This is a genomic window from Desulfatibacillum aliphaticivorans DSM 15576 (assembly GCF_000429905.1).
Lineage (GTDB): Bacteria > Desulfobacterota > Desulfobacteria > Desulfobacterales > Desulfatibacillaceae > Desulfatibacillum > Desulfatibacillum aliphaticivorans.
The window spans coordinates 1-26,649 of record NZ_AUCT01000010.1; the positions used below are offsets into that span (position 1 = coordinate 1).

General features: G+C 42.0%; 19 protein-coding genes and 1 pseudogene. 4 read left to right on the forward strand and 16 right to left on the reverse strand.

The annotated features are described in order from the left end of the window. The 5 genes and pseudogenes from G491_RS30360 to G491_RS0110875 all read right to left on the reverse strand — a co-directional run. Window positions 1-201, reverse strand: a pseudogene (locus G491_RS30360) (hypothetical protein); the annotation flags it as partial. Window positions 202-416: 215 nt separating this feature from the next. After that, on the reverse strand, window positions 417-2,057 hold the full coding sequence (locus G491_RS0110855) for a hypothetical protein (RefSeq protein ID WP_028314613.1): 1,641 nt from the start codon (window positions 2,055-2,057) through the stop codon (window positions 417-419). Next, a complete protein-coding gene (locus G491_RS0110860; protein ID WP_084511482.1) occupies window positions 2,050-5,529 on the reverse strand; it encodes an AAA domain-containing protein in 3,480 nt (1,159 codons plus the stop codon). The genes G491_RS0110855 and G491_RS0110860 overlap by 8 nt, the downstream gene beginning before the upstream one ends. Window positions 5,530-5,995: 466 nt before the next feature. Beyond that, entirely contained in the window at window positions 5,996-6,277 is a 282-nt protein-coding gene (locus tag G491_RS0110870; RefSeq protein WP_028314615.1) for an integration host factor subunit alpha, read from the reverse strand. After that, window positions 6,249-6,779: a DUF6933 domain-containing protein gene (locus G491_RS0110875; RefSeq protein ID WP_028314616.1), complete on the reverse strand. Its 531-nt coding sequence runs from the start codon at window positions 6,777-6,779 to the stop codon at window positions 6,249-6,251. The genes G491_RS0110870 and G491_RS0110875 overlap by 29 nt, the downstream gene beginning before the upstream one ends. Before the next feature lie 114 nt (window positions 6,780-6,893). Here G491_RS0110875 and G491_RS30365 point away from each other — a divergent pair, with 114 nt between their 5' ends. Then, window positions 6,894-7,235 carry a hypothetical protein gene (locus tag G491_RS30365; protein ID WP_051327179.1) on the forward strand — a complete coding sequence of 114 codons (342 nt, stop codon included), beginning with the start codon at window positions 6,894-6,896 and terminating at the stop codon, window positions 7,233-7,235. A gap of 327 nt (window positions 7,236-7,562) precedes the next feature. Here the strand turns inward: G491_RS30365 and G491_RS30370 are convergent, their stop codons facing one another. The 9 genes from G491_RS30370 to G491_RS0110925 form a co-directional block, all read right to left on the reverse strand. Beyond that, a complete protein-coding gene (locus G491_RS30370) occupies window positions 7,563-8,312 on the reverse strand; it encodes a dolichyl-phosphate beta-glucosyltransferase (protein ID WP_051327180.1) in 750 nt (249 codons plus the stop codon). Between the two features lie 543 nt (window positions 8,313-8,855). Further along, window positions 8,856-10,166, reverse strand: coding sequence for a radical SAM protein (locus tag G491_RS0110890; protein WP_028314617.1), 1,311 nt, complete (start codon window positions 10,164-10,166; stop codon window positions 8,856-8,858). A 17-nt stretch (window positions 10,167-10,183) separates the two neighbouring features. After that, window positions 10,184-11,194: an SPASM domain-containing protein gene (locus G491_RS0110895; protein ID WP_084511483.1), complete on the reverse strand. Its 1,011-nt coding sequence runs from the start codon at window positions 11,192-11,194 to the stop codon at window positions 10,184-10,186. A 31-nt stretch (window positions 11,195-11,225) separates the two neighbouring features. Then, window positions 11,226-13,208: an MBL fold metallo-hydrolase gene (locus tag G491_RS0110900; RefSeq protein ID WP_028314619.1), complete on the reverse strand. Its 1,983-nt coding sequence runs from the start codon at window positions 13,206-13,208 to the stop codon at window positions 11,226-11,228. A gap of 121 nt (window positions 13,209-13,329) precedes the next feature. Then, window positions 13,330-14,601: a radical SAM/SPASM domain-containing protein gene (locus tag G491_RS0110905; protein WP_028314620.1), complete on the reverse strand. Its 1,272-nt coding sequence runs from the start codon at window positions 14,599-14,601 to the stop codon at window positions 13,330-13,332. A gap of 109 nt (window positions 14,602-14,710) precedes the next feature. Next, window positions 14,711-15,853, reverse strand: coding sequence for a radical SAM protein (locus tag G491_RS0110910; RefSeq protein ID WP_028314621.1), 1,143 nt, complete (start codon window positions 15,851-15,853; stop codon window positions 14,711-14,713). Window positions 15,854-15,865: 12 nt separating this feature from the next. Then, a complete protein-coding gene (locus G491_RS0110915) occupies window positions 15,866-17,170 on the reverse strand; it encodes a B12-binding domain-containing radical SAM protein (RefSeq protein ID WP_028314622.1) in 1,305 nt (434 codons plus the stop codon). 399 nt (window positions 17,171-17,569) lie between these two features. Continuing rightward, a complete protein-coding gene (locus tag G491_RS0110920; protein WP_028314623.1) occupies window positions 17,570-18,049 on the reverse strand; it encodes a MucR family transcriptional regulator in 480 nt (159 codons plus the stop codon). A gap of 13 nt (window positions 18,050-18,062) precedes the next feature. Then, entirely contained in the window at window positions 18,063-19,145 is a 1,083-nt protein-coding gene (locus G491_RS0110925; RefSeq protein WP_157468191.1) for a PDDEXK family nuclease, read from the reverse strand. Window positions 19,146-19,646: 501 nt separating this feature from the next. On the opposite strand from G491_RS0110925, the gene G491_RS0110930 reads away from it, so the two are divergent. The 3 genes from G491_RS0110930 to G491_RS0110935 are packed head-to-tail and all read left to right on the forward strand — an operon-like array spanning window position 19,647 to window position 20,395. Further along, window positions 19,647-20,030: a DUF669 domain-containing protein gene (locus tag G491_RS0110930; RefSeq protein WP_028314625.1), complete on the forward strand. Its 384-nt coding sequence runs from the start codon at window positions 19,647-19,649 to the stop codon at window positions 20,028-20,030. After that, a complete protein-coding gene (locus tag G491_RS35435; protein ID WP_157468194.1) occupies window positions 20,005-20,169 on the forward strand; it encodes a hypothetical protein in 165 nt (54 codons plus the stop codon). The genes G491_RS0110930 and G491_RS35435 overlap by 26 nt, the downstream gene beginning before the upstream one ends. Before the next feature lie 28 nt (window positions 20,170-20,197). After that, window positions 20,198-20,395, forward strand: coding sequence for a hypothetical protein (locus G491_RS0110935; protein WP_028314626.1), 198 nt, complete (start codon window positions 20,198-20,200; stop codon window positions 20,393-20,395). Between the two features lie 382 nt (window positions 20,396-20,777). Here G491_RS0110935 and G491_RS0110940 read toward each other — a convergent pair whose 3' ends face one another. Together G491_RS0110940 and G491_RS0110945 are read right to left on the reverse strand one after the other, a co-directional pair. Continuing rightward, window positions 20,778-23,102, reverse strand: a complete 2,325-nt coding sequence (locus G491_RS0110940) for a hypothetical protein (protein WP_028314627.1) — start codon at window positions 23,100-23,102, stop codon at window positions 20,778-20,780. Between the two features lie 90 nt (window positions 23,103-23,192). Then, entirely contained in the window at window positions 23,193-26,567 is a 3,375-nt protein-coding gene (locus tag G491_RS0110945; protein ID WP_028314628.1) for a GumC domain-containing protein, read from the reverse strand. Window positions 26,568-26,649 lie beyond the last annotated feature (82 nt).

The following is a 26,649-nucleotide window of genomic DNA, read 5'->3' on the forward strand; positions in this document are numbered from 1 at the left end:
CCGGGCGGGCCTGCCAATGGCTTTGCACAGCCCGTTGATGATATTATCCACGTCCTTTTCCTTGAGCTTGTCCACCTGGCCCAAATGGGCGATAATTTTGGTGCGTGGATTTTTGACGCCGGGTTCCCTGACGCTTTCCGCGATCTGGACCGACTGATAGACCTTGCCCCGCTGTTTACTTTTGACGATTCGGATATACATAGTGCGTAAACACTATAATATATTATTCATTAAGTCAAGTATAAATACAATAGTTTACGTACTACATTAACCTTCCCGAAACAGATATTATCTTCAATGATTTCAATCTGGATTTCTTGTTTAAGGCAAGATTGGTGTCAAAGTTCGGTTGCCCCAGCCAAAATCCAAAGGGCCATTGGTAGAAACGGCACTGTTACAGCGTCCATTTTTTCTCCTTATTTTTTACCGTTATTCTCGGTGTCTTTGCCTTTTGTTTCAAGTGAAGTCACTTGCACGGCATGCTTCTGTACAACTTCAACCATTCGGTTCATTTCCACCAAGTTATCAGACAGGGCGTTAAGTTTATTATCCATCTCTTCAACTATTTTGGACAGGGCTCCATCCCGCTTATCAAGCTGTGCCTTGCTTTGTTCCGTAAGACTGGTTAGAGATTGAACCTCTTGTTTAAACCCACTATTTAACCTGGATAGATCATCCACTTGTCCCTTAGTCGCATTCGCCATTTTTGCCAATTGAGCCAAAATGTCATTGGCATCGCCTACTTTTTCCTTGAAGGCGTCTACATCATTTCCCAGCGAACTTATGTAATCACCCAGTTTATCAAGTCCGCCATTAAATGCAGAAATTGCTTCCGTGAGAGAGTCCGCTTTTTGGGAAAGCATCGTTGATGATTTGTCGAGCAGACCACCATATCTGCTTGTTTCACTATCAACTTTGGTAATCGCATTTTTAAAATTTTTAGCAGAGACGTTTAATGAATCTATAGATTGTTTCATTTGCTTCTTTGAATCATCTGCTGCTTCTGAAATTTGATCTATAACTTCTGAAGTCTGGATAGACTTATCTTTAAAGCTCTCAATTTGAGATTCCAAGGAACTTATATGGCCATCCAGTTTGTCAATCTTCTTTCCAAATTTGGATTCAGTTTCACCAAGCATATCTGTTTGTTGGGACAATTCGGTTGTAGATCGATCTATCAAGTCTCCAAACCGACTTGTGTTGTCATCCACACTAGTTATGAGTTCCTGCATCTTTTCCACTTTGGTTTTAAATGATCCTGAAGTTTCACCAATACTAATGACTGCCTTGTCTGTCGTTTGGATTGACCAGTTCATTTCTTTTAACACGGCATCTATATTTTTATTCGATCCTTCCAAAGCAACCGCTATTTCTTCAAATTTTGTGGATAGTTTTTGCAGCCCCTCACCTTCCTGGGTCATTTGCTTCAGAATTAGCTCTGCATTTTGTTTTTTGCGTTCAAGTCCTTGAATGTCAGCTTGGAGTTCAGCCTTTTTGACTTGGAGTTGGTCAATTGAATTCCGGAAGATCTCTTCCTGGCTTTTTAGAGCTTCAACCTTCTGTCCTAAATTCTGCTCCTGCAATTGAGCGGTTTGAATCTTCGCATGCAAGTCAGCGTTCTCCTTGCGAGCAGCTATCACTGCAGCCTCATTTTCAGTTCGCTCGGCTTTGCTTGCTTCCAAATCGGACAGGGCCATTTCCAGTCTGGTTGTTTCTCCTTCCAAACGAACCTTGGTAGTTTGGAATTGGCCTTCCAAACCGGTTACCTCCTTTGTCAATACTTGGCGTCTATCTTCCATGGTAGGAAGCTCCTGCCTAATAGCCGAATATGCTTGTTTGTCTCGTTCAAGAAGCATGCGTTCGCTTTTAATGGCTGCTATCTCCCTCTCAAGGTTCACAATTTTCCACCCGGAAAAAATAATTAGCAAACAGACAAAAAGGATCGCTAAGGCCAAGAACCAAACCGGCGGGAAAAAACTGTCGAGAGCAGCGCCTTGTTTTTCGGAGATGATATTTTTCGATATTGGACTCTCATTATCTGGCATATTTTCAGTCATTTTCTCTCCATCCATGGACAACTTTGTCCACGCACCCTTTTAGGTCTTCACGCAGTTGATAGGTCCAAAAGCGCATAACTTTCCATCCCAGTCCTTGAAGTTGAATATCTCGCCAATGGTCATCAATTTTTCTTGATCCATCTGAGTTCCTGTGACAGTCCCCATCCACTTCGATATCAATTTTAATGGGCTTTTCTCCTCCCTTGATCAAGGCCATGTCCAGCCGTCGACTGGAAACAGGAAATTGTGGCCGCGGTTCAAGGCCAGCCTCTTGTAATGCGTTGAAAAACATTTCTTCATATGGGGACTCAAATGGATGCCATGGCGTTTTGGGCAGAGTGGTGGCTGTAATAGGTTTAGGGACGGCAAGACTTTCAATATGAGGTATTCCACATTTTCGCGCCCAGGCCTGGTTGCCCACAACATGTAGGACAGCCCTGGCGCGACTGGCAGCAACATTAAAAAGGTTCCCTGTCTCCCTCAAAAAAGAACGTGAGCCTGCAGGCATGTCCGGGCCTCCGCATATGGAAAAAATTATGACGTCTCTTTCATCCCCCTGAAAACCATGAGACGTGTCCACATGAGCATCTGACAATTGCAGCGCATGAAATAATTGGGCATCGGCCTCAAATAATGCATCTCTGATGCGGTTGGCCTGTTGACGGAATGGCGTGACGATGCCAAGGCTGCCTTTGAAATGATTCTGCAAGAGCATAGTTCTTACTATGCTGACCACCTCATCCACTTCACTTTGGGAATAGCATCCACTGCCGCCTCCGCTCTGAACTTCCCCTGATACATCCGTCCAGCCTATTCCCATTTGCATCCCGTTAGGGATTTTTAATAGAGAACAGTCAGTGGCTACCCGCAACCGCCCCTTATAGAAATTTGCATTGGAATAATCAGCGATGGGGTTTGCACTTCTGTACGTTTCACTCAGAAAAATTGCATCAGCTTTTTTTGACCCTGCGAGTAGATTATAAAGAGAACTTTCCGTATATGCGAAACGGGCGTCGTCTACACGCTTAATGTTCACATTGCGTCTCAACATAGCGTCTTTGGCTGTGGACAGCTTGGTTGAGTGAGTAAGCTGATGAGGGTCGCCTATTGCCCCCGCTCTTTTTGCGCGGAATAAAATAGGTATTGCCGAAGGAATATCCGACTGGCTTGCTTCATCAACAATTGCCAAATCAAACATTCCGGCTATAAGGGGGATTCTGGATTTGACAGAAAGATTGGTTACTGCCCAGCATGGAAATGATTCCAAAATATACGGCGTCCTTTTTTTTAGGATACGTCGAGTCTCCATGGTGATTATTTGGGTGTCCAAACCCGTTCTCATTGCATTTAATGCCGCCCGCAACCCGTCAAGCTCCTGCCTGTCCACGCCGGGACGCAGCCCCACTCTGCTGGAAGCGTCAAGAGAAATGGCAATAGAAGCAAGTTCCTTTATACGATCAGAGAGTTTGAGGATTTCTTGCGTGATTTCTTCCAGGGGAGGAAGCTCTTTAAGTTTGGCTTCATATACGATGCTTTCATTTCTATTGCTTGCATATTTCGCAGCATGGTCCAATGTTGAAACTTGAAGTGCCATCCCGGAAAGTTTTTTTGATTTTGGATAACGCGGAAGTAAAGGCAGTCCGGGCATATCTCCAAGTTTCAGGAGTGCATTGGCATAAGAAGGGAAGTAGTACAGTTCCCTAAAGAGTGCCAAAATTTTAGACAAACCATCTTGTTGACTCCCATCGAAAACTGCTGACTTAATAATTGAGGATATCTTTTCAATAGCCTTATATTTATCATTGTTGGAGTTTGCATTTAGAAACCGAATTGTTTCTTCAGTAAGACCCTGAGCAAGATAACTCATCTTGTCCTCAAGTTCTCCCAACAGGCTCCCAAACTCTATCGCTTGGTGAGCAAATGTCGCCTTTAACCCTCTCTGCTCAAGATATTCAAAGAGTTCCTCTCGCACCCTGCCGATTTTCTCGATAGAAGACTCATTACTTGGAAAAGCTAAAATATCTGTTATCGCGTTGTTGAATGTATATTTGAGGTTTGGATCTTCCTTGGAGTTTGTTCTGACAATCAGTTGGGGACCTTCAGGTTTATTCAGCCTTGAGACAACAGCGTCAATGGCCTTGTGATTGCGGCTTGAAAAAAGAACTGTCAGGTTTCTTAACCTGGCATTACATATTGCGGCGGCGGCAACCTGACTTTTCCCCGTTCCAGGAGGCCCAGTGATGACGGATATCTCTTGATTTATCAGAGAGGAAATTGCTCTTCTCTGTTCCGCATTTAACGGCGTCGTGTCCACCACGACTGATTCATGAGGCGAAGCATCTACAGCATTTTCATTTTCTTCGTCTCCTTCCAAAAAGATGTAGCGGAGAGCAGTTTGATCAAGCACATCATCCGATTCACTTTCAATTGTGGAAAGCTCGTTAAGCAGAGAAGCGGTGTACCGAGTTTTTTTGGCCATCATCAGGACAGCCCTATTATATATGCCTGTATCAAATGGCTCTTTTATTGTGTTGTCTGGGACGCTGTCAATGTTAAGAGACTCACGAATTTTGTAGGGCATAAATGCAGTTAGGGCTGTAACCAAATTTTCCAAATCAGGGCAAATTTCTTCTTTTTCAAAGCCGGGGCCTTCATCATTTGGACGCCATCTATTGATAAAACCGCATGCCGACAAAAAATTCCGTTGTTGATCCGGTTTTCGAGCAAAAGCATATTCCAACCACTTTACATTGACCTCCGCACGAGGGGCACTGCAACTTACAACCAAGCCGTCTCTTGAAACTTCATGGTTCAGTTCAAAAAAGAACACAGGACTTATGATACTCACGTCCGGTTCGTTTTGTTTCTTTATGTGTGTTGCCTGCACAGGGTAGCCAAGAACCAATGATTGATCATTTCCAGCACTCGGGAGAGCATTTAATAAGCCTGACAGATGAGAGCCTATGGGTATTGTGATTCGCCAATGCAAACCTGGCTTGGGACTCCACTTCCCTATTCGACGGAGGTATATATAGCTTTTTCCTAAATCATTCAGAAAAGCGGACGCTTCAGCCCCCTCCTCATTGTTGATACACTTTCGGTAATAGGAAACTAATTGCCGAAAAAGCCCCCACCGCCCTGAATAAACATTTTCAGTTCCCGAAGGGGGTGTCGGCTCAGGAGTAGCTATATTTCCTGTGAAATTCAGCTCTGTAATTGTTTCCTTTGACAATGCTGGAAGAGGACAGCTTATAGAATCTGAATGCTTGACTTTAGAGGCGGTATAAGACCAAAGGCCTTTACTATATTCGACCTGGCCGTTTGCACTCATGTCTCTAAGAAGGGAGCTAATTTGGTAATCAGGCAGGCGTAGATGCAGTTTTCTCAAACGGAAGCCAATCTCCCGTGTGGAAAGGCCAGTAGAGGAGGTGTGAAGAATGTTAATCAACGAATTTTTGATTTCTGCATCCAATTTTCCATTCCACTATAATTGAAAGATTTAATAATCATTCGTATGCATACAAATAGATTTCAGTTAAATTTGGCTATAAAATTGAAGCCTTCATAGTTAAAGCCACCAGTCTTAACGCCTCGCAATTATTAGCGGGGTATTTGAGGTAGTCGATTTACGAAAAATTATTTTGATTTGGCTTCCGCCCCCATTCTTCAGATCCTGCCGTGGATTCTGATAGGCTTGAATATAAACAATGGCATATTTTACGAAAACAGTCAATTATCCCATCTTGACCCTGCCCTTACTCAAATTTATTTACAGAATGGAATCAATTAAAAAAGCTGTTTAAGTGGGCAAAATCAAGCATGGCAACCGTCTAAACAACTACATTTTAATGGAGGGGAATTGGAATAAAGGAGTTCACCTGGTACAAAGATCCAATTGCCTCATAAAGGGAATATTTTTGATTATCTATCAGTTGTGATTACCCATTTATTTTCTCCCTCAACTTCGCTGAACACTGAAAAGCCACCACCCGTCTGGACCTCAAAGTCAGATCTTCTCCAGTGGCCGGATTTCTTCCTCTGCGTTCATCCTTCGCTTTCACAGAAAATTTTCCAAAGCCGGAAATCAAGAGATCATTACCAGATCCCAGGTCTTCCTTGATGATCTCCAACAGGGTTTCCATGATTTCTCCACCCCTGCGTTTGGGGTAGCCCGTCTCTTTGATTATAGCTTCAATGATTTCGTTTTTGGTCAGTGTCATGTTTTTCCTTTATTTTCAATTGCATGCCTGCAAAAATTTCTTTAGAAGACAGCAAACCGTTTTCTGTCTTTCTAACTCCCTCGTTTAATCTCTCAGCTACCTCCATGGGCGACAGATCATTATAGGTCAAATTGATTTTAGCATCTTCCACCAGTCTGTTAACGAAGGCGGTCACAGATTTATTTAAAGCCTTGGAAGAATAAAATATGCCCATGGCTGGCCCAACGATGCGGTCATATATCAACTGGATTCCGTCGTACTTCATGGTGTCTCTTAGGAAACTGGGCCAGTATCGCATGAACTCTGAGAAGTCGGTTATACCCCTTCCATACATAACGGTTGAATATAGGGACATCGTATTGACCATTATGATGTACTGGGTTCGTTCAGCCGTGAAGAGATGCCCTGTCCAGTCCAAATATGGATTTGGGTCGGCTGGCAAAGACTTTGTGGGAAACTCTTTGAGCTTTTTCCCAAGTTTGGCGGAGTAGCGGAGTATCATAATAGGGCAGGCCTCTAATCTCAAAAAATAATTGAATTTATCAGATAAGTATCATACCTAATAACCGACTTCAATATTCATATTGGGGATGATTCTTCAGCGTGGAGAAAATTAATGAGAGCCATTAATCGATCAGCCGTCATAGTGAAACCCAAAGAGCCTTTTTTGAAGTGGCTCAATGATCTCTATCCGGAAGAAACGTATTCTCTGGAAGATATCCGACATGAATGCACTGTCTTCCTGATTCCCGAGTGCGACGTGGTTGAGGAAGCACAAAAATTTATCAAGAGAAATTTCAAGGCCATTTTTCGGCTTGAACTTGAAGGTTGGCATACAGATCCCCAAAATTTTCCTGGAAAGCTGACCTACAAAATGTTCTGTGAATGGTTCGAGTGTGAGATCAACTCCGAAGTTTACGATCTATCAGCGAAAAAGATCACAGTTGAAGACGCATAGAGAGCCCTTCTCATTTTTGTATATGAACGGGCTCGCCCCAAAAAAATCATTCTCCTCTTCCCTGATGTCGAAGGGAGTTGATCTGGTTCATTTGACATGAGTAGGCAGACTGAAAGCATAGTTAGTAGAAAGAGATGAATGTCACAGTTATTCCGATTCATCTACTCTTATACAAAGCACTATGTATACACAATGCTATAAATATCTCTCTCTTTGTTTGTAAATCCCTATTATATTGCCAAAAAAATAATTTTGTGGTCTATACCCCAAGGTCTATAGAGGAATCAAAAATGCAAAAAGAACTCAACCATCGCCTTCCAGCACTGTTTAGGCTTTATTACGTCTTTTTTGCGGCAAATCTTTATGAAGTTTTTTAATTTTAAGTAGCTCCTGAAATACAAAAATTGACTTTCCGAGGCTGTCATAAACAATCCTTGAATCGCCTACGAAAGTCCAGCTGACAGGAAACTGACAAATACTATAACCTTTTTGTTTGGCCATCCAAAGAATTTCAGGATCAAAAATAACACTATATAATTTTTGATTTGAAAATAAATCCATTGCGGCCGCCCTTGTGAACATCTTAAAACCACATTGTGTGTCAGGGATATTTAGTCCTAAATAACAATTCTGTATAGTTCTGTATAGTTTGGATGAAAGCCTTCTAAAGAAACTTTGAGACGCACTAATTTTTGATCCGGGTATTGCTCTTGATGCGATGGCAATGTCACACGTATCATTTAGCAATTTTTCTGCTTTGACAATTTCTTCGATGGCCACAGAATAATCGGCATCCATAAAGAGAACCCGGCCCCCGGAAGCTCGAACCATTCCGTAAGCTACTGCATATCCCTTTCCTCGGTTAGGCTTATATGAAAGAATTTTTAGGGACATATTATGAATATCCTGAAAAAGTTTCTCAGAAACAGCAATTGTGTTATCGGTAGAACCATCATCCACTATAATCACTTCGACAAACTCTTCTCGCATTGAGAAAAAATTAATTGTATTCGATAGAGTCTTTACTATACGGTTTTCTTCATTATAAGCAGGAATAACTATCGACAAGTTTATCATGATATTCCTCTCATCATTTGGTATCAATATTTTTGAGCAGTTTTCTCACGCATCAAACTATCGAGTTTCATAGTACCTTAAAATTAAAATAAAATGAAAGGATAATCACCAACATGTTTAGTACCAATCCCAAAACGCTTCGTTGGGGAGTCTATTCAAAGTTTTGATCGAGTTTCAATACACCAACAATGACATTTATGAGCCCGATACATAGAACCTATCTCAGTGTTTTGATCTATAAATGCGTCCATACCCAAAAAACTACATTGCCTATATTAGCCGCCTCGCAAAATAATCGCCGCTTTCTGTTCAGGAGCCAAAGCCATCTTTTAAACGCGAGACATGTTTGCTGGATTCCCAGGACCCTGCCAAAGTGAATTCTTCCTGCTCCTCGACACTGACCATATGCCGTTCCCTCAAATTTGGAAAAAACACGTAGAATTATATAACTATCCAAAAATTATGAATATTATTCAAATGACTTGGACGCAAAAATATTACGGCCGTTTTAACAAACGGCACTGCTCCTTCCGATTGCGTTGGTTATTCACAAAAAATCCGTTGGTAGCAATACCATTCTCCATTATGTTTCATTTGCTCCTTTAACTGCTTGAGGACATCCTCGGAGGCATTTATTTGACCATAATCAATATTTTGAATAGGACAGGACCCGATGCATTTCTTTTCCGTATAATATTGACAGGTTAAACATTCCTTGGATTTGTAGGCCGGGTCTCGAAAAATTGTCCACGCTTTATCATCGTGCCAAATTTTTAAAAAGTCGTTGACGCAATCTATTGAAAACTTTCCGGCCATAAAGGGATTACGAATGTTGGGGTCAGCATCCAAATCGCTGGCCGGAGAATAGGAGCACCCGTACATGAGAAATTGTTTATTCTTTGCATCATAATCCAAATTCGTCGCCTCGCGCCCAGCCGCACAGGCGGAGAGCTTTTTCACCACGGGATCATTGTAAAAGTGCTCTCCAAAATCCGTCGTCAATGTGGTTGTCATGCGGATTTTCAATTTTTTCATTACCCGAACCATTTCGCCAATGGCCCATTTAAATTCCGCAGAACTCATGATCTCGTTTTTTATCGACAAATTGCGAACTTGAGGCCTTAATGGAATGAAAGTTATGCTTTCCGCTCCCAGTTCTTTGACTATTCGGCCCAAGGGCTCAATTTGATTCATGTTCGCCCGGGTTAAGACGGTCGTTAAGCGCAGCCTCATCTCAGGATTTACGGACCGAAGAAGGCGAAGGTTCCTGATTATGGTATTAAAGGTTGACGGACGATACTTATTATGAGCTTCTTCATCTCCATCCAAGGAGCAAATGGTCCAACAATTTCTATTCGCAATTTCCATCAATTTCTGTTCAGGCATCACGCCATTGGTGGCGACCGAAACATAAACCCCCTGCTCCTGAAAGGCATCCAGGATGCGAAAAAAATCAGGATGCGTGGTGGGCTCGCCCCCGGTCAAACGCACTTCCACCAATCCATTTTGACCTAAAAATGAAGCCATTTCCAAAACGGCCTGTGTGGGGACGTGAGCAAGTCCGATTTCGGACTTAATAAAGCAATAGGAGCATTTAAGGTTGCAATTGCGGGTAATCTGAAAATAGACTCTTCTTGGAAACCGGGTATGGTTTTTGCGGGTTTTACCGATGAATACGGAATCGCCTTCCGTTGTTTCAACACGGGTTATAAATTCTCCGTTTTCATACGCTGTTGTTCCACCTAATAATGATTTAACAAATTCCTCCTTATCAATGGCCGAGAGGCGCCCTGTGGCGCTGTCAAAGCGAGAAAACTCCCCGAACTCCGGATCTTCCTGATATAACCGATACATGCGATCGCCTCTATGTTTTAAAGAGTCGTTTGTCTAAGTTGATGTTCGCTGGTTTGCCGTTGCCCGTTAAGAGGTTGGCGATTCGAGCAGTTGAGGCAGGGCAGAGCCTCGGCCTGGGCAAAACCCGAGTAGTCGTTTAGAAGCTCCGCCTTACGAAGTGCACGATATTTCTCATTATGCCAGATCTCGGATATGGAGTGCTTTTTGACATCTCCCATGACCACGCCGGGGTGAAGAGATTCTTTAAACAGTTCATTAAAGCAAACAACGGCGTCACCGGTTATGCCTATGTTAAACCTTGCCCAGTGCACCAGGCAAGGTTGATGTTCCAAGCTGCCGGAGCCGCTATTGCACAGTTTTGGAATGCAATCGTTATATGTGTGGTAAGAGCGGATAAAGGCGTCATGCACCAAGCCGCTGGACTTCCAGAATGAAACGAATGCTTCATCCAACACAGGGTCTTGCGATTGAACCCGGCTGACGATAAGCCTGTTGGATCCCCGTTTTGAAATCCGCTTGTGAATATATCCGATGTTTTCACAAACCAGCTCAAAAGCGTCAATTCCCTTGGTTTCCAGATAATTCCCGGAATCAATGCTATTGACGGAAACTTCGACTATACTGGCGTAATCGCAAATGGCGTCCAGATAATCCCTCCTATTGGTGACGCCGCAAGTGAACAACCAAGGCCGGGCGTTATTTTTGTGCGCAATTTGAAGAGCTTCCGGCAACCCGGGCCACAAGACCGGTTCCCCCACCGAATGAATGCGCAAACTGGCCCAGTCATGACACCCTGTTTCAGCAGCTATTTTTTCAAATAGGCCCAGGTCAATCGCCCTTGCGCCGAAACGCATTGTCCGGTTTTCGGCCGGGGTGCTTCCCACCGGGCAGTGGGAGCAGTTGCATGGACAGGCTCCCCGGAAAACCTCAACATTGACAATATTGGGAAATATATGAGTCTGCTTTGTTGGAAAGCCTAAACACTTCCATTGCTCCTGCGTGTCTTTCATTTTAAGCCTCTCCACCATATGAAACAGATATGCCGATTCAGATAAAAATTTAGGGTGCGCTTTTGGGAAATGAGTAAAAACCGTTTTCGGAGCGAACCTCGGCGTTCTCGTAGGGTGCGTTTCTCTCGTGATTTCCGATAAGCAACTTGCCGTTACTATCACCTATAGACAACCAGCCGCTTCTTTGACCTATAACTTGCGTCTTCCGGTCAGATGGAAAGCAGCGGAAGCCTTTCCGCTTTCCCTTGAAATATGAGTCGACCTTATGGGCAAACCAGGCTCTGTAACCAAGACACTCCTCACCGAACTCGCTTAACAGAGCCAGCTTACAAGATTCTATTTCTTTAACGCATGAAAAAACGCCTCTTGCGCCGAGATGTGTTTTATAAAGTCCCGAGTCGCGCAGCTCCTGGCGTTTAAGACTGCCGACATGCAGCACCATGACTGCAGGCTCAAGTTGCTTAAATACGCCCCCAAGACTCTGGCTCACCACCTTTCCGGAAGAATCTTTAGAAGAATCATACCACCCGGTGTCTGACGTTATTCCAATATCAGGATAGCCGCGCGGAAACCTAAATACCAATCCGACGCCGTCTCCAAACCCATGCTTATCGCCATGCTTGGTTAACGTGGCAAATATATCTAGTTTACCGCCTTTTGAGTGAATAGTATGCTTGCGGCCCATTTCCTCATCCACATCCGTCAACGGTTGTATTCTGCCATAGTATGAAAAGTCCACAATGGACCGGGCATACATGTCAAAAACACCCTGGCTTAAATAAAAATCAACCTTATTGTCGGATCCTTTTAGCGTTTTATATAAAAGATTCAGCAAGGGGCCAAAAGTGGCGACGTGATCATAATGATCATGGGTGACTATTATTTGGGTGATCTGCGAGGGGTGCAATCCGGATTCATAAAAATGCTTGATGAAATCAAATCCTGGATCAATGACTATGCCCAAATCCTTCCACTGCAAAAAATAACCGCCGCCCCCTCCTTGATTTTGCTTGATTGTTTCAGGGAGTAAAGGCGTGTAAGACCCCCAATCCCGCAGGACAAAAAATTTCCATTCATTCGGCGTTTTTATATTTTTTGAATTGGGTTTTGATTTGGCGTTTATGGCAGCATTAAACTGTTTGTCAGCCTTTTCTATTGCTTGTATGTTTTCCAAATAATCATGGGCGTCCTCGCCGGCAACAAAAAATAGCCAATCACGGCTATCTTTTAACTGTTGTATAACCCTTTCGATCGCCCCAAGTTTAGGGTAAGTACCTTCTTCATGTATGCTATTTCTTAATAATAACGAATTCGGATGGAGCGTCCCATCAAGTTCATTTTGAAGAAGATCCTGAATCCACTCGGCAAGTATGTATATGGATGTATATTCAATTTTACTTGGTATACTTGCATCTGCTTTCGAGTTGTCATTTTTCTTTGATTTGTTATTATTGTATTTATTTATAGCATTTTTTGCAAAATCAGATCTTTCTTTTATACGACCACGGAGAGTAACTATCAAATCTTTGCCGCCCTTAGAGCGCCACGCGCCCCATTTGCTGCTTATCTGGAATTTTGAAGATTCTTCCTTATTTTTTAGTGAGGGTTCCTCACTATTTATTTGTGAAGTTTTTTCAACATAATCTAATACTTGTCTAACCAATTCGGCCCACTCTGCATGCACGACGGCTGCAAAAAAAAGGAGATTCTCATCCTCGACCTCTGCGTAATTCGGAGAGCCTTCGAGGTTTCCAAATTGGCTCCAAACGCTTAGCCAAAAGAACTCGTCGGCCAACCCAAAGGTTTGGATAAAATCCTTTACAATGTCCCCATTATGATTTTTTTCCCTGAGGGCTGTTTGAATCGCCTCATTTATTAGCTTTTCCCCCCTGAGCTTTAATGTGTAGGCGATCCCGTAATAAACAAGTCCGTTGTTTTCTGGCTCTTTATCCAGGATGATGTTTAGAATGGTTTCCGCAAGTTCAGCTGGATTTCGCTCTGCATCCAGAACTTTAATCAACTCATTAATCATGCCCCCTCCCCCTTAAACAATTCTACAAAGATTACGGAATCAAAACTTGTTTGAACGCAAACTTGGCATCAAGTCCGAATCGCATTGTCTTACTTGTAAACGGCTCAACATGAGGCTCTTGTCACATTAATTCGGAGCCCTTTCCCAAAGCAAAGGAGCCTTGCGAATTTGGGTTATCGAAAAAAGCGGCATTTCGCACACAATAAGGATCCGTCCCTTCCAGGCTTCCGGTAATTGCATAAGCCGATACAGGGCAGCCTCCATTGCAGCGGCGAATATAAAACAGACAATTCTTGCAGCCATCATGACTAAGAGCCCTTGCCTTTAAAAACAATTGCGATTCATGCCATAATTTCAATATGTCTGATTTGGAACCATCAGAATTGATCCAATAGTCATGGTCGAGACCGGAAAGATAGTTGCACAGCGTAATCCTGCCGTCAGACAGGATTCCAAAACCCATTCCTCCTAAAGCGCAACTGGAGTTATCAAAAGGAAAAGGCTTGCTTCCCGGGTTGAACTCATTTTCGCAGAATACATCGTAATTGACTCTTATTCGGCCTCCCATCAAGCCGAACTCTTTTCGCAGTTGATTTATCCAGCGCGCCGCCTCCAGAACCTCCATGGGGCTTAGCATTTGCTTATGGTCTGCACGCCCGACGGGTCTAAGCAGGCCGATGCTCAGACTGCATTCCAACTGAGCAGCCAACTCGACCATATGCTCCAGGCAATGCTGATTGGCTTTCATCAGGACCATGTTTATGGTGATGTGCTCGGGATGAGAAGACTTGCAGCCAGTCAAGATTTTCAGCGCAGAGACGATTTTTTGATATGCACCTTTTCCTCTTATATTGTCATTGGCGCTTTCATCGCCGTCCAAGCTGACTCTAATGTCATTAACGCCCAAGTCAACTGCTTTCACAAGAATTTCCATGGAGGAAAGCCCGTTGGTATTTAATGACGGTATCATGCCCTGGCCAACAATCACTTTAACAATATCGAGGAAGTCTTCACGGACAGTAGGCTCTCCGCCGGTCAGGCGAATATAGTAGGTCCCCAGGGAGGCAAGGTTTTGAAGCATTTTGGAAAGCTCGGAAAACGACATCTCCTCCGCTTTGTCCGGTTGGGAAAACTTGGCGTAGCAATGCGCGCACGACAATTGGCAGCGCTTGGTCAATTCAAGGAAAATTTTCCCCGGAGTTGCAAGAGCGTTTGAAGGCAAAGGATATCCTATCTGTTCCACATTGATCTTTCTGACGCATTTTCCGTTGAGAGCCATGTCGTCAAAATTATCGGAGGCAGCGGCATATTGATTTTTATCCAGCATTTCAATCTTCTGAGCGATAGTATCAATAATAATCCCGCCAAAATGCTCTTTTCGGAGAATATGCATAACCTCGATCCTTTACCCTAAAACGCCGTTTTCAAAAATCCTCATTGTATGACGCCATTTTTCAACCGGACAGCCCTTTTTTGCGCCGGCTTACCGCGGCGGTAATAAATCAGACAAACCCTTTATGGTGCATGGGGCTTTTTAAATACTCAATGATTTCATTGTACTTGCTTAAAGGGTGCGTGCAATGTTTGGCGCACGCGAACTTTTTAATCCGTGTTAGAATTTCTTGTCTTTCCTGTCCTTCAAGGATCATCTTGAGAGTTCTTCCCTGCTCATAATTGATCCGTCCAATGCGCCACTTTTGTATTGAACGAAGATTGCAGCAAGGATAAACGTCGCCTTCTGCTGTAATCACAGACAGCAAGGGAGAGGCCAGGCATCTTCCCGTGACGTGCTCAATGCCATTTGCATTTTTCATAATATAGGAGCCTCGCCTGGGAGAATTTCCTTTATAAGCGTTTAAATATTTTGCATCCTGATCTGATATCCAGTGATCAACCAGAATCTTCATGTCGCCAGTGTACCCATTGGCGGCGTCGACGAACTGTTTGCGCAATTTGAACGATTCCAGGGGACTGTTTGTGGCCTGGGCGCCGACCTCTTCAAAAAATGGGGGGCGAAAAAGAATGTAATCGGACTTTACCTGCTCGCCAAGTTTTAACGCCGCATCCACTAAATCGATCATCCCAAAATCCATTGCAAACGATAAACCGACAATGGGATGCCTTTGATTGGATTTATTTCTAATCTCAAGTAATTTTTTCGCGCCTCCTACAACGTGCTCAAAATCGTCTGAGCCATGAACATATCGGTGGGACGACGGCGTGGGACCATCTATGCTGACCCTGACATAGTCGGCGTAAGACGCCAATACGTCCGCAATTCCGTTTATCCTGGAACCGTTTGTTACAACTCCCACTTCGAACTTGCATTTTGATGCAGTTTCCAATAAACGAGAGAACTCTGGATGCAAAGTCGGCTCTCCGCCTCCTTTGAACACCACACCGGCAACGCCAATTTCCTCAAATTCGCCAAAGAGCCGCTCCGCAAAGTTTAGAGAAATGCAGCTTTGCCCGTGATACGGATCAACGCACCAACGGCATTTATGATTGCAATAATTAACAGGATCAAGCTCGACCGTAACTGGAAAAATATCCTGGCCAGCGGCAAGCGCTTCTAGCTTGGGAAGAATCGAGACAAACTTATATGGATTCAACTCGATATCTGTAATTGAACTTCCAAACTGCATGCCGACAACCCTCTACTTTGCGATTTTGCTATTTATGCTATCAATTACTCCACCATTACGTAGGATTTGCTCCGCCCGAGTCCTCCATCTTTTTACATCATTTACTCCAAAATTTTTATGCTCCAAAGCAAAACAAGACCGGCCGTTCACTCCAATCTGGACATAATCTCTAAAGTTCCGATTAATAATTTTGTATCCAAAGGAGGTCGGGCGCTTTGCGATTTCTGTGCCGGGGTAAGGAATCAAAGGATAGACCGAAAACTCGCTAAGACCAAGGTTGGTTGCTTTTAAAAAGTACTCATCAATATTTTGATCATTATCATACGGAAGTCCTACCATAAAAAAAGAACGGACCACAATGTCGGCTTCAGCGGCGTACTGCACCCGCCACTCTTGCCCAATTTGTCCTCCCTTATTGAGAATTTTTAAATTCTGAGGATTTAATGATTCAAGGCCTACAGACATATGCACGCATCCGGCCCGCTTCAAAGAAAGGCAGTTTTTTTCCGTCAGGTGGCTCACTCGACCGAAAATCCGAAAAGAAATATCCAACCCTGTTAATCTATCCAATACTTCATCCAAATTAGGATGTTCTGTGAAACAATCATCATTAAAACGGAAGAACCTGCATTGATCCCTAAGAGCCTCAACTTCTTTCGCAATGCTTAGCGGGCTTCTAAAAGCTACCCGCCTTGCCCCGCCCCCCATTACCACACTATTACAAAAGGCGCATCTGTGCGGACAACCGCGAGAAGCAAGGAGAGATATAACGCTTTCATTAAGAAGTTTTCGCGAATATCCACTATTGTTCACAAGATCTCGTGCAGGAAATGAAAGGGTGTCAATATCTTCAACATGAGTCCCTTGTAGTACGCCAGCCTTGGGAGTTCCATCAATATAACTATCCAAACAACTGATCATGGCATTTTCGCCTTCTCCAACCACAACTAAATCAACTCCTAAATCGTGTAGAGTTAGCTCAGGAAGAGCTGATGGGTTTGCTCCTCCCACGACAATATAAGAAGATGACCACGTATTGCGAATCCAATCCACAATATGCTTAGCATATTCATGCGTTGTACAGTGGATACCGATGCCATAAACGTCTGCCTTGGGAATACTTTCTATTTTTTTATCAATATCTTGCCTATCGCTACATCCCGACATATCAAAAACGCCAATTTGTTTGAACCCCGCATCCCTAACAGCAGCTGCAATATATAGTAATCCTAAGGGGGGCTCTAAATGGTCGTCATTTACGCATAATGATGGCGGATTAATTAACACAACAGTAAGTGTTTCTCGCGATAAAGACATAAGTTATTTCCGATTGGTTCATTTTAAACGTATGAAATAAATCATACTCCATAGGAATCTTTTGTCAAACAATTACTTTGAACAATTACTTTGAATTGTGTCATCATGCAGATTCAATTATTTCGGAGGCTTTGAAAAAGGCGATTTTCAGACGATTGAAATGAATGGGAAGGATAGGGTTTCCAATAATCAGTAAAAAAAATTAGCGGAACTGATTCTCCACATTAACCAACAGCTTGAAAAAACTCACCCCCCAGCGAGAAGAACGCACCTTAAATTGATCCTATCAGCGTTTACATACAACCCATCGACTGAACCGCATCCTGGCCCCACGATCAAGGGCCAGGGGGGGATTTAGACCAGAAACTATTCAACCAGTGTTACCAACGAAAGAGCAGCCTATTTCTTGGGAGTCTTCTTATCAGTCGCCTTTTTATTCTTCCTTGCAGCAACCAACTTATCGGCCAAGCCTTTTTCTTTGGCTACCTTGGCGCGATCCGCAGAAAGAGACTTGCAAGATAGAGGCTGACGCTTCTTCATACCGTATTTGGCCCGGTACTCATTAGCCGTCATACCATGCTGTTCCAGGTGTTTATTAGTCAGCATTTTGAACTCAGCCCCGCACTCAAGACAGACCACAGACTTTTGGCGAATGGACCGTAAAGGAGCCTCCCTCAGTTTTAGCAGTTTCTCAGGAACTTCTTCAGCCGGTTCCGTTTCAACTTCGGGTGTTTCTCCCGCTTCCTCCATTGCTTTGATGGAGGCCAATGTTTGATATGCCTTGGTTAAGGCCTCTGCCATTTCTTCTGGGGTCATTTTGGCATGGGAAGCCTGGGCGGTAACCATTTCAGCGGCGAGTTCATAAAGTGATCTGGACATGGAAGGTCTCCTTTTAATTATCTGGGGTGGATGATTTGCTCTTCAATTCATTATCTATCACACCTTTGGTCATGGAAACCAATTCTTTTATTGCAGCGACAATTATTGAAGGATCCAACGTCTTGGAAATTGGAGCCGTCAATCTACCTCGTTTACGAGAGTATTTGTCATCCCAGGAAATTTGATACTTCCCTTGTAGTAGAGTCCCATCAAATTTCTTTAGATGTTCCCCCAGAAACGCAACATCATCAGATTCAAGATGCAGATCCACTTTGATCATGTCATTTTGGAACAATAATTCATAATGAACTCCATCCGGCCAGTTGACCGGCTTTACCTTGCGATATGTTATGCCTCCACCCAACAATGTCATGCCAGTGACGGGATGTTTTTCATAATATTCGATCACAGTTGCAAAATGGGGATCGATGGACTTCTTCGCCCGAGTGGTAATGCTTTTCTTCACTTCAACGCCGAAGATCTTGGGAATTACAATTTCATATTCTTCGTGTTTGTAAAATTTGAATTCCACCCCATAGATGCCGAACTGGCTGTTCTGATTGACATATAGAATCAAATCTTTTAGCCGGTCTCCAATGGAATCCATCAGGATAACAAACTTGATAACTCCAGCCTGGAGGTTCTGACTCATCCGTTCAATGATGCTGTCTGTCTGGGCGAATTCAATTCCAAAGAAATCGGCGACTTTTTCTTGAAAGTCCATGCCATGGGTTTTCTGGGTTTCTCTATCAAGGACGCTTAGGAATTGGGCGAAATCGGTGGTATGTTTCCACAATGCGGCGCCATAATCCAGAGCCTGAGCGATGACCGTTCGTTTGTCTGGGTTCTTCCAAAGTTTGGTCTCAATTACGTAGAGATCACCATCTTCATCGATTCCTAAAGCATCTATGGGACCTGAATTTGTGGACAGTTCCCTAACAGCTACGTAGAGGCGCTTGTTTTCCTGCAACTCATAGACAGGGATGGATTCGGGATTTCGATGAATATACTCCTGTAGCGAGTCTTCATATTCAAAAGGCGACTGATTGATGACCTGGGCGTTTTGCCCGTGTTTGGAAATAATTATCGGCATCATTGACTCCTGGCTATGTAGAGGAATTTTCAGTTTTGAAATATCATGAGACCGCAATTGAAGCAAGTACGGTCCTCATCAATGGATCTTGAAAAAAATGAGCTTACCAGATCATCGTTTCATTAGACGATACAATTTTTAAAAAAGGGAGGTAGAAGACAGATCTGGTTCATTTGACATAAGTAGGTAGACTGAGATGAATGTCACAGTTATTCAAATTCATATACTCATATACAAAGCACTATGTATACACAATGCTATTAATATCTCTCTCTTCCTTTGTAAATCCCTATTATATGGCCAAAAAAATAATTTTGTGGTCTATATCCCGCCTCTACATCTCAAGGTCTACAATCGAAAGCCTACAGGCCTCTATTATCCAGGAATTAACTCGGCAGATAGCGACTTCTTCTGCGCCATCATCCCGCCCGGTAGATCATTTTTTATATAGAAATTTTTTAAATGTAACCTTGCGGGCGTCTCCAGCCGGAAGGAGTTTCTATTATGATCATCGAAAATATCGACCTGACAAAATACGTCAACAACAATCTTGTCCCTCCACCAGAGGGCGTCTACAATGTAGAATGCACCAGAGTAGAAAGATACACTGCCAAAAGCAGCCGCAAACCTATGCTTCAATTCATATGGATGGTTCTGGATGGAAAATTCACCGGAAGATACTTCACCACCAGGATAGCTCTTGAAGGTGACGGTCCGCTCTCCGTCCTGGCCAGTCTTTTCCTTACCCTGGGAGTTCCATTACAGAAAGAACTCGATACAGATCCTTTGATTGGGAAAAAGTGCCGAGTGGTTCTGGTCAAAAATGATTCCAACATGCTTTCTTGCGACGGATATATGCCTTATGAAGAAGACAGCGGACTATTATAAGGACCAGGAAGACGATCAGGATCGCCAGGTGGAACACCCTCGATCAGGCCCCAGCGCCTTCGTTCCCGATCTTGACTGCATCCCTGATTTCAAAACATTACCCTATTGGCTCGTTGAAATATTGGACCTCATTGCATAGAAATATTGATGATGAAAGGAGGGACAACATGAAAAACGTCATATTCCTGGATCATCGAACAAAGCAGCAAATAAACGAAATGCCCGATCAGTGGCCTGAAGAAGACCTTGCTGTCGGGCATCGAATTCACAAACACACATTTTTAAAAGGCTGGAGATGCCTGAAAATTACCAGAGTGGACTACGAAGCGGATCTAATCCGGGTTTTCGTAAAGAAGACTCTGTAGTGACCGGCCTGATTTTGGCCCATTGCCCACAACTCGCTTCCCCAATGATTTGGCGTATTCGGCAGGTGGATCATTTCCTGGTACACCGGGATTAAGCCTGCCGAATCTCCATTTCCCATTTTTTTATGGGTGGTTTTCATGGGTGACAGGCATGCGTTTTTTCAATGCGCATCCGATGCGTTTTTAGGGCAAAGATCGTTTCTCTTTTTATGCCCCGCGCAGAAGGATGTGTATAAATGGTTAGCACAATGAAACCTGAGTATTCTTTCCAAGGGGTTGAATATTTACCTGTTCGGCCATTTTATTAGCAATGACTTGTACTTTCACAATGGCGAACCCTATGGAGCAACGTAACCGTCTAAACAACCGCAACCACTTCAAATTAATTGAGGGCTGAAATTTTTTGCCAAGAGCTGTTTATCAGAGTATCCTGACTATTAGCGCCCTTGTTTTCATATAATGCATGGTATATCCAGGAATCACGAAGTGAGTCCTTAATATATTTCTCAACCAGCGGATTTTTGGCCATTTCCTGAATAGAGGCAAGTAAGGCGCTCCGGTCTCTGGGCCATTTGTCACCGGCGTATCTGAAATAATCTATTGCTTTTTGTTCATGAGGGGCCGCATCCCAAACAGATTTTCCTCTTGCAAGATCCTTTTCATAATCACCCATCTCTTTATAATGCATAGCAATAAATACGCGATCCTCAAACCTGCATCCCCAGTCACCTTTTGTTACAAATTCATGACGTTCATCAATAGACCCATCTCTTTCAATAGATTTATATTTTTTAAAACAATCCCATGAAATAATAGAATAGGAAGATAGTTTTTCATGTTGATTTCTTAGTGATCCATCTTTTTCCAGCAAAGATTCATACAGGTTCCTACATTCCTCATAGGATTTCTCGTAAACATTGCAATGAGAGTATATTGGTCCAGACAATCTCTGAGCCAAAAATGAGGCTTGATTTTCGAACAACCGTTTCGCCTCATACATGACACTTCTATGATATGACTTGATAAATTGTTTATAGATATTAATAACTTCGTCAGACAATTCATGCGAAACATATTTTTTTAACAAGGGCTCCAAATCAGCGCTTTCAAAAGCCACTATTGTTGCTGGGGCGGCCCTCATAGGATTATGCTCGGCTATGAGGTTCTCCATAATCTCTACATTCTTTGCAATATCGACATATTGCTGTAGATTCCATACGGAAATGATTTCCGAATCCAGTCCTAAAGATTTTCTTCCTTTTTCTAAGCCCGAGGAAGATTCCATAACTTCTTTAAAAATCTTCCATTGGTCGTCTAAAGAGGAAAGTTTCTTCGTTTGAGAGCTGTCAAGATATTCCAGGTATCTCTTAGATTTTAGTATTAAAAGGATAGCTTCAAAATCCTCTCCTCGGCGCAGAAGTCTTCTTGAACATCCCTCTATTTTCTGCGCTGGACTGGCAGATTTGCTGAAATACAGCCAATTATGTAAATCTTCCATGGCTGCATTACAGTTAAAATGCAATTTGCGGACAACGGAACGTTTAACGTCACTCCAAAACCGTGCGCTGCTTGGCGGTTGCTCAGGGAACTGATCAAAAGCGTCCAGAAATTCAATGAATGGATCTTTTTCAGAAACGCAAGAAGAGGAGAGGTCCATGGATACATAAACCTGCAACAAGCTCAGGCAATTTTCATATTCAGGTTCTACCTTGAATAGAGACTGCATATCCTCCGTTCTTTCAGTCCATAGTTCTAAGTCTGAAAGCCTAAGAGATCTTTCCTGACTCGCTCCGGCAGATAGCGCTTCGTCAATTTCAGCCGCTAAGCCCCACATGCCGGCCGTTTTGTCGATTTCTCGCCACTGAGGAAGATTATGGAACTTCACAAGATTTGTTTTGCTAATAATTTTGAGACATTCAACAGCTCTTTTATAACAAGCAGCCTTCTCCACGGATGAGTTAGCGGTTTTAGCCCTTGCATCCAAATTATAATATTCATGGATGGTAGCAAATATTCTCTTCAAGGGCTGGACGTCTACGCCAATCCTTTCCAATTCTTCCAGGTCGTTAATTGCTGGTTGTATGTATTCTTTCGTAACATTTCCGTCCGCGAAAATTTCATTTAAAAGCCTGGAATAACGACATATATTTTCTATTCTATCGACATCAAAATGGAAAACATCAGCCCAAAAAGGCTCTATTTCCGGACAAGGCATTGTCCAGGGAGCGTTCATGAACTTTTCCGCCTTGTTCTGAAGGTGGGCGTTTTCATTTTTCAGTTGATCTGCTTTTTGGGGAGATATATACTCAAGACGTTTGAAGGCCCTGTCAGCGACCTCTTTGTTATCCATGATTCCATAATACAGACTGTAATACAGCCACAAAGAATACGCCTGGGAGTCAGACGGGTTATACAGGTCCTTTAGTTGAACCATCAAATTCCGGGCTTTAACTGAATTTCCTTCTTTGTTATATGCGTCTACAAGATAGATGGCGCAATACGACCTCGTTTTGTTTTGATTCATAAAGGCTTCCGCTGCGTCTATATCGGCGGCTTTGATTTTCATTTCTAATATTTCGCATGGAGAAGCGAAGATGGGCTTCAACTGGATAACAAAAAAAAGGCATATTACTCCAATCACAAAAACTATCCTTGCAGGGTCAATAACAACCAACCTACGCGGATATTTGTGAAGAATTTGTTTCACTACTTCCTCCAGATTGATTTATTTTATTGCCAAATTCTCAAGGATTAACAATAGAGCATGGCGGTGAAACAAGCAATGGACATCTAACTCTTATTCATTTACGGCTTTCATTGCTTCAAAATATTTCTTCATTTCCTTAGCAAGGTTATCCATCTCATCTGAATAACTATATTTTTTATAGGGGGTATGTATTGTTACAATAGCTTTGTCATATTTTCCCATTTTTTCATAACCCAATGCAAGTACATAAGAACGGATGAATTCAGCCTCAGACATCCTATTAGGGTTGCCTTGCCCACTACTAACAGGCTTGGCATTACCGTTTTCGCCTTTTTCATACCTATAAAATGTATCCAGTCCCATTTGCAAATTATCCAGGTGTTCGTTAACAGAAAAATCGTTGTCTAATAGATACCTAACTGCCTTTTTTAACTCATTTCTTGGGTCATAACTTTTGCCGCTTTGAATATTGTCGTTTCCTCCCTCTAACAGATTATGAACCAGAGAAAAATATGAATTCTCTTTTGCGACAGCAATTGCCTTTTCCTGTAAACCTTTCCTTAATTTTTCGATTTCTTGTTTATTAGTTATATATTGCGTGGGCTCACCACTATCGTCACCTGTTGAAGAAGTTAGCTTCTTATATAGCCAACTTTCTTTTGTTAAATAATCTTCTTCTAATATAGAGTCATCTGTTCTACTATTCCCTTTGTATTTTTTAAAAATATCGCCAGCTTTAGCGAAAATTTCTTCCTGATCCTTTTTCTCGGCCCATCGATCATCTCCGGCACTGTTAAGCATTTTTAAAGCAGTACCAAGGGCTTTGGGAGTTTCATTATTAAGCCATATATTTGCCATAAGCATATAGTAATTAACTATTACAGGCTTAATATTTTTGTTTTGCTTGAATTCAGTAAGAAGAAGCTTTTCAGCGTCCAAATATTTGAAATCCTGCATAAAATTACTATATTTATCACAAAGATCATTGGAATGAATGTCTCCACAATATGAACTTCGTAAACTTGCAATTTTAATTTGATCCATCAGTGATTTTGCTCTTTTGATAATTTGGCTTTGGTCATTTTCACTTAACTTACTCTCCTTTACATAGTTTATAAGATCTGTAAGTTTATTTTTTGCGTTGTCATAGTCGTGCTCGTATAGTAAGCGCTCAGCCTCCTTAAGATTTTTCTTCGCCTCGACAATTACCTGGTCGCCAGGTTGGTTGCCTGTTTGTAAACTTTTTATTTTAGCAAGGAGTTCTTTGATCTCCTTTTCGGCACTTTGCTTACCTTGTTCATGATCAGAATCCAAGTCTTTAAAGCATTGAAGAGCAAATTGTATTTCCTTTTTTGCTTCCTCATACTGTTCGTTAGATATGTACCGCTTTACACCTTCTATGAGTTTATTACATTCAGAAATAGCAGTGCTATCTAATATTTTTTTAGCAATGTCGCGTTCCTCTGATGATTTCTTGCCAAAATATAATTTATTCTCACCAATATCCAAAAAGTTTTTGACGTCTGGATCCATATAAAACTGCAATTCATTTATATTCATACTATTTTGTGTTAAGTTTTGTAATAATTCTTTTTTCCTTAAAGCATATACATAGAGCTTAATTTCGGGACTTGCAGACGAGATTTCATTTTCGTTAGAAAAATTTTTTTTTATATTTTGGTATTTATGCCCAAAAGATTTGTAGATATTACCGTCAATACGTTTGGTAAGGAAGTCAAGACCTTCGTCAATCTTCTCATTCTTATAAAAGTTCCATGTCATAATCATTACATGTTCGTGGAACTTGGAGAAAAACTCACTATACTCTTTATCCCAGTCAGGATAATTCTCAAAATTGGTTTGATTATCGTTATAACTGTTAATAATTTTTCCCCTTAACGCTTCGAACTCAGGAATAAGCTCTTTACTTGCTTTGCCTTCATCATTTTGAACGAGAACCTTCATTTCCTCTAAATATGTATGAATTTCAAGGTTACCCTGTAAACCTCGTGACGAAATTATTTTTGTATTAAGTTTACCCAGTAGTGTCTTCTTTTTTTCATTATCTTGTTCCTTATTGAACAAATCCAGGTATTCTTTTTGTTGGACCAAATAGGCCACAGTGTTTCTATCTTCGTCAGATAAGTATTTATAATATTGCGCCCCCTTTTCTACATACTTAAGGTACTCGTCAAAATCGTTGCCATCTTTGACTAAATAGCCCGTGTTTTTTAATGCACAACAGGGCTTATTATCTTCAAGCCAGCCCCTCAAACAAATGACGGTGGTTGCAGACATCTTTTTCAAATCAGCAATAATTTCTTCATAAGACGTTTGAAAAACCTCCTTTTTATATACCTCTTGATGCGAATTAAACTTGTTCAAAAATTCTATTCTGGAATCGTTAACGCCTAGATAATGGTTCATTATGCTATGTGCACTCACATACTTTTCAACGAGCTCTAAGGAGTTCATATATTTGGAATCTGGTTTATAATTTGAGGCCAAAGACTGAGCCTTGTTACGCCATTTTTTAACTGCAGCCGAATCCGGAAGCCCCTTAGAGAAACCTTTTGTAATTGCAACAGTAAGGTCCCATTTTTTGATATTTAAATCAATCTCACTCCCTATGTTTGGTTTTTTTACATCATAGTGAAGGCCTGAAAAAGCCCTACTTGCGTCTTTGGCCGCGTTCCACTCATTCAGTATTTCTGAAGGTTCTTTACCACTCCCTTGCGATTGCATCTTTTTCGCATGATTGAATTTTTCGTAAAATTTTTTTACCTTCTTAAAATCATTCAAACGTGCGCCCACTTCAACACCGTCTGTTTTTAGTTTGGTCAAGACATCAATAGTTTTTGTTAAGTTGGTCTGGCTATAATCATTACTTCTTATGTAATTTTTGTATAGCTGAACATTTCTATCTATATTGTTAATTCTTTCTGAATTGATTTCATCAAATAAAACTGTTGATAAATAGGGGACTTCAGGTTTGGATTTTTCAAAAGGATTCTTACAATAGGCCATAATTTTTTTTGCTTCCGCCGATAATTCTTTTTTGAGATTATTTGCTTCCGGTTGAAACCCATAATTCAGATTTTTCCAGTAGGAATCTGTGTCCGACTCATCCACCACACCAAGCAGCAACGAATAATACAACCAATATTTATATGTTTCAGAAATATCTGAACGATAATAATTTTTATAATTTTCCAATAGTTCTTTGGCTTTTTGAGTATTGCCTTTCTCCACATATTTTTTTATGAGAAGTATTGCGCAATGATTACCATTGCGTTCCAACAATTGTTCAGCCCCTATTAAATCTCCCGCATTTATGTAATCATTCAAGTCCCAGCAATCCTGAGGGAGATCATCCTGGGCCAAACAAGCATTTACAAAGGTTATTAGTGCAAAAAACATTGAAAGAAGCAGAATGGCGGAACCGCGGTTAATCGTAGTTTTCATTTTTTAGCCTTTGTTTGCCATATAAAGAGTTTTAAACTCAAATAGTTCAGGCGCAAGCAGCGAAGACATGCACATCGAAACA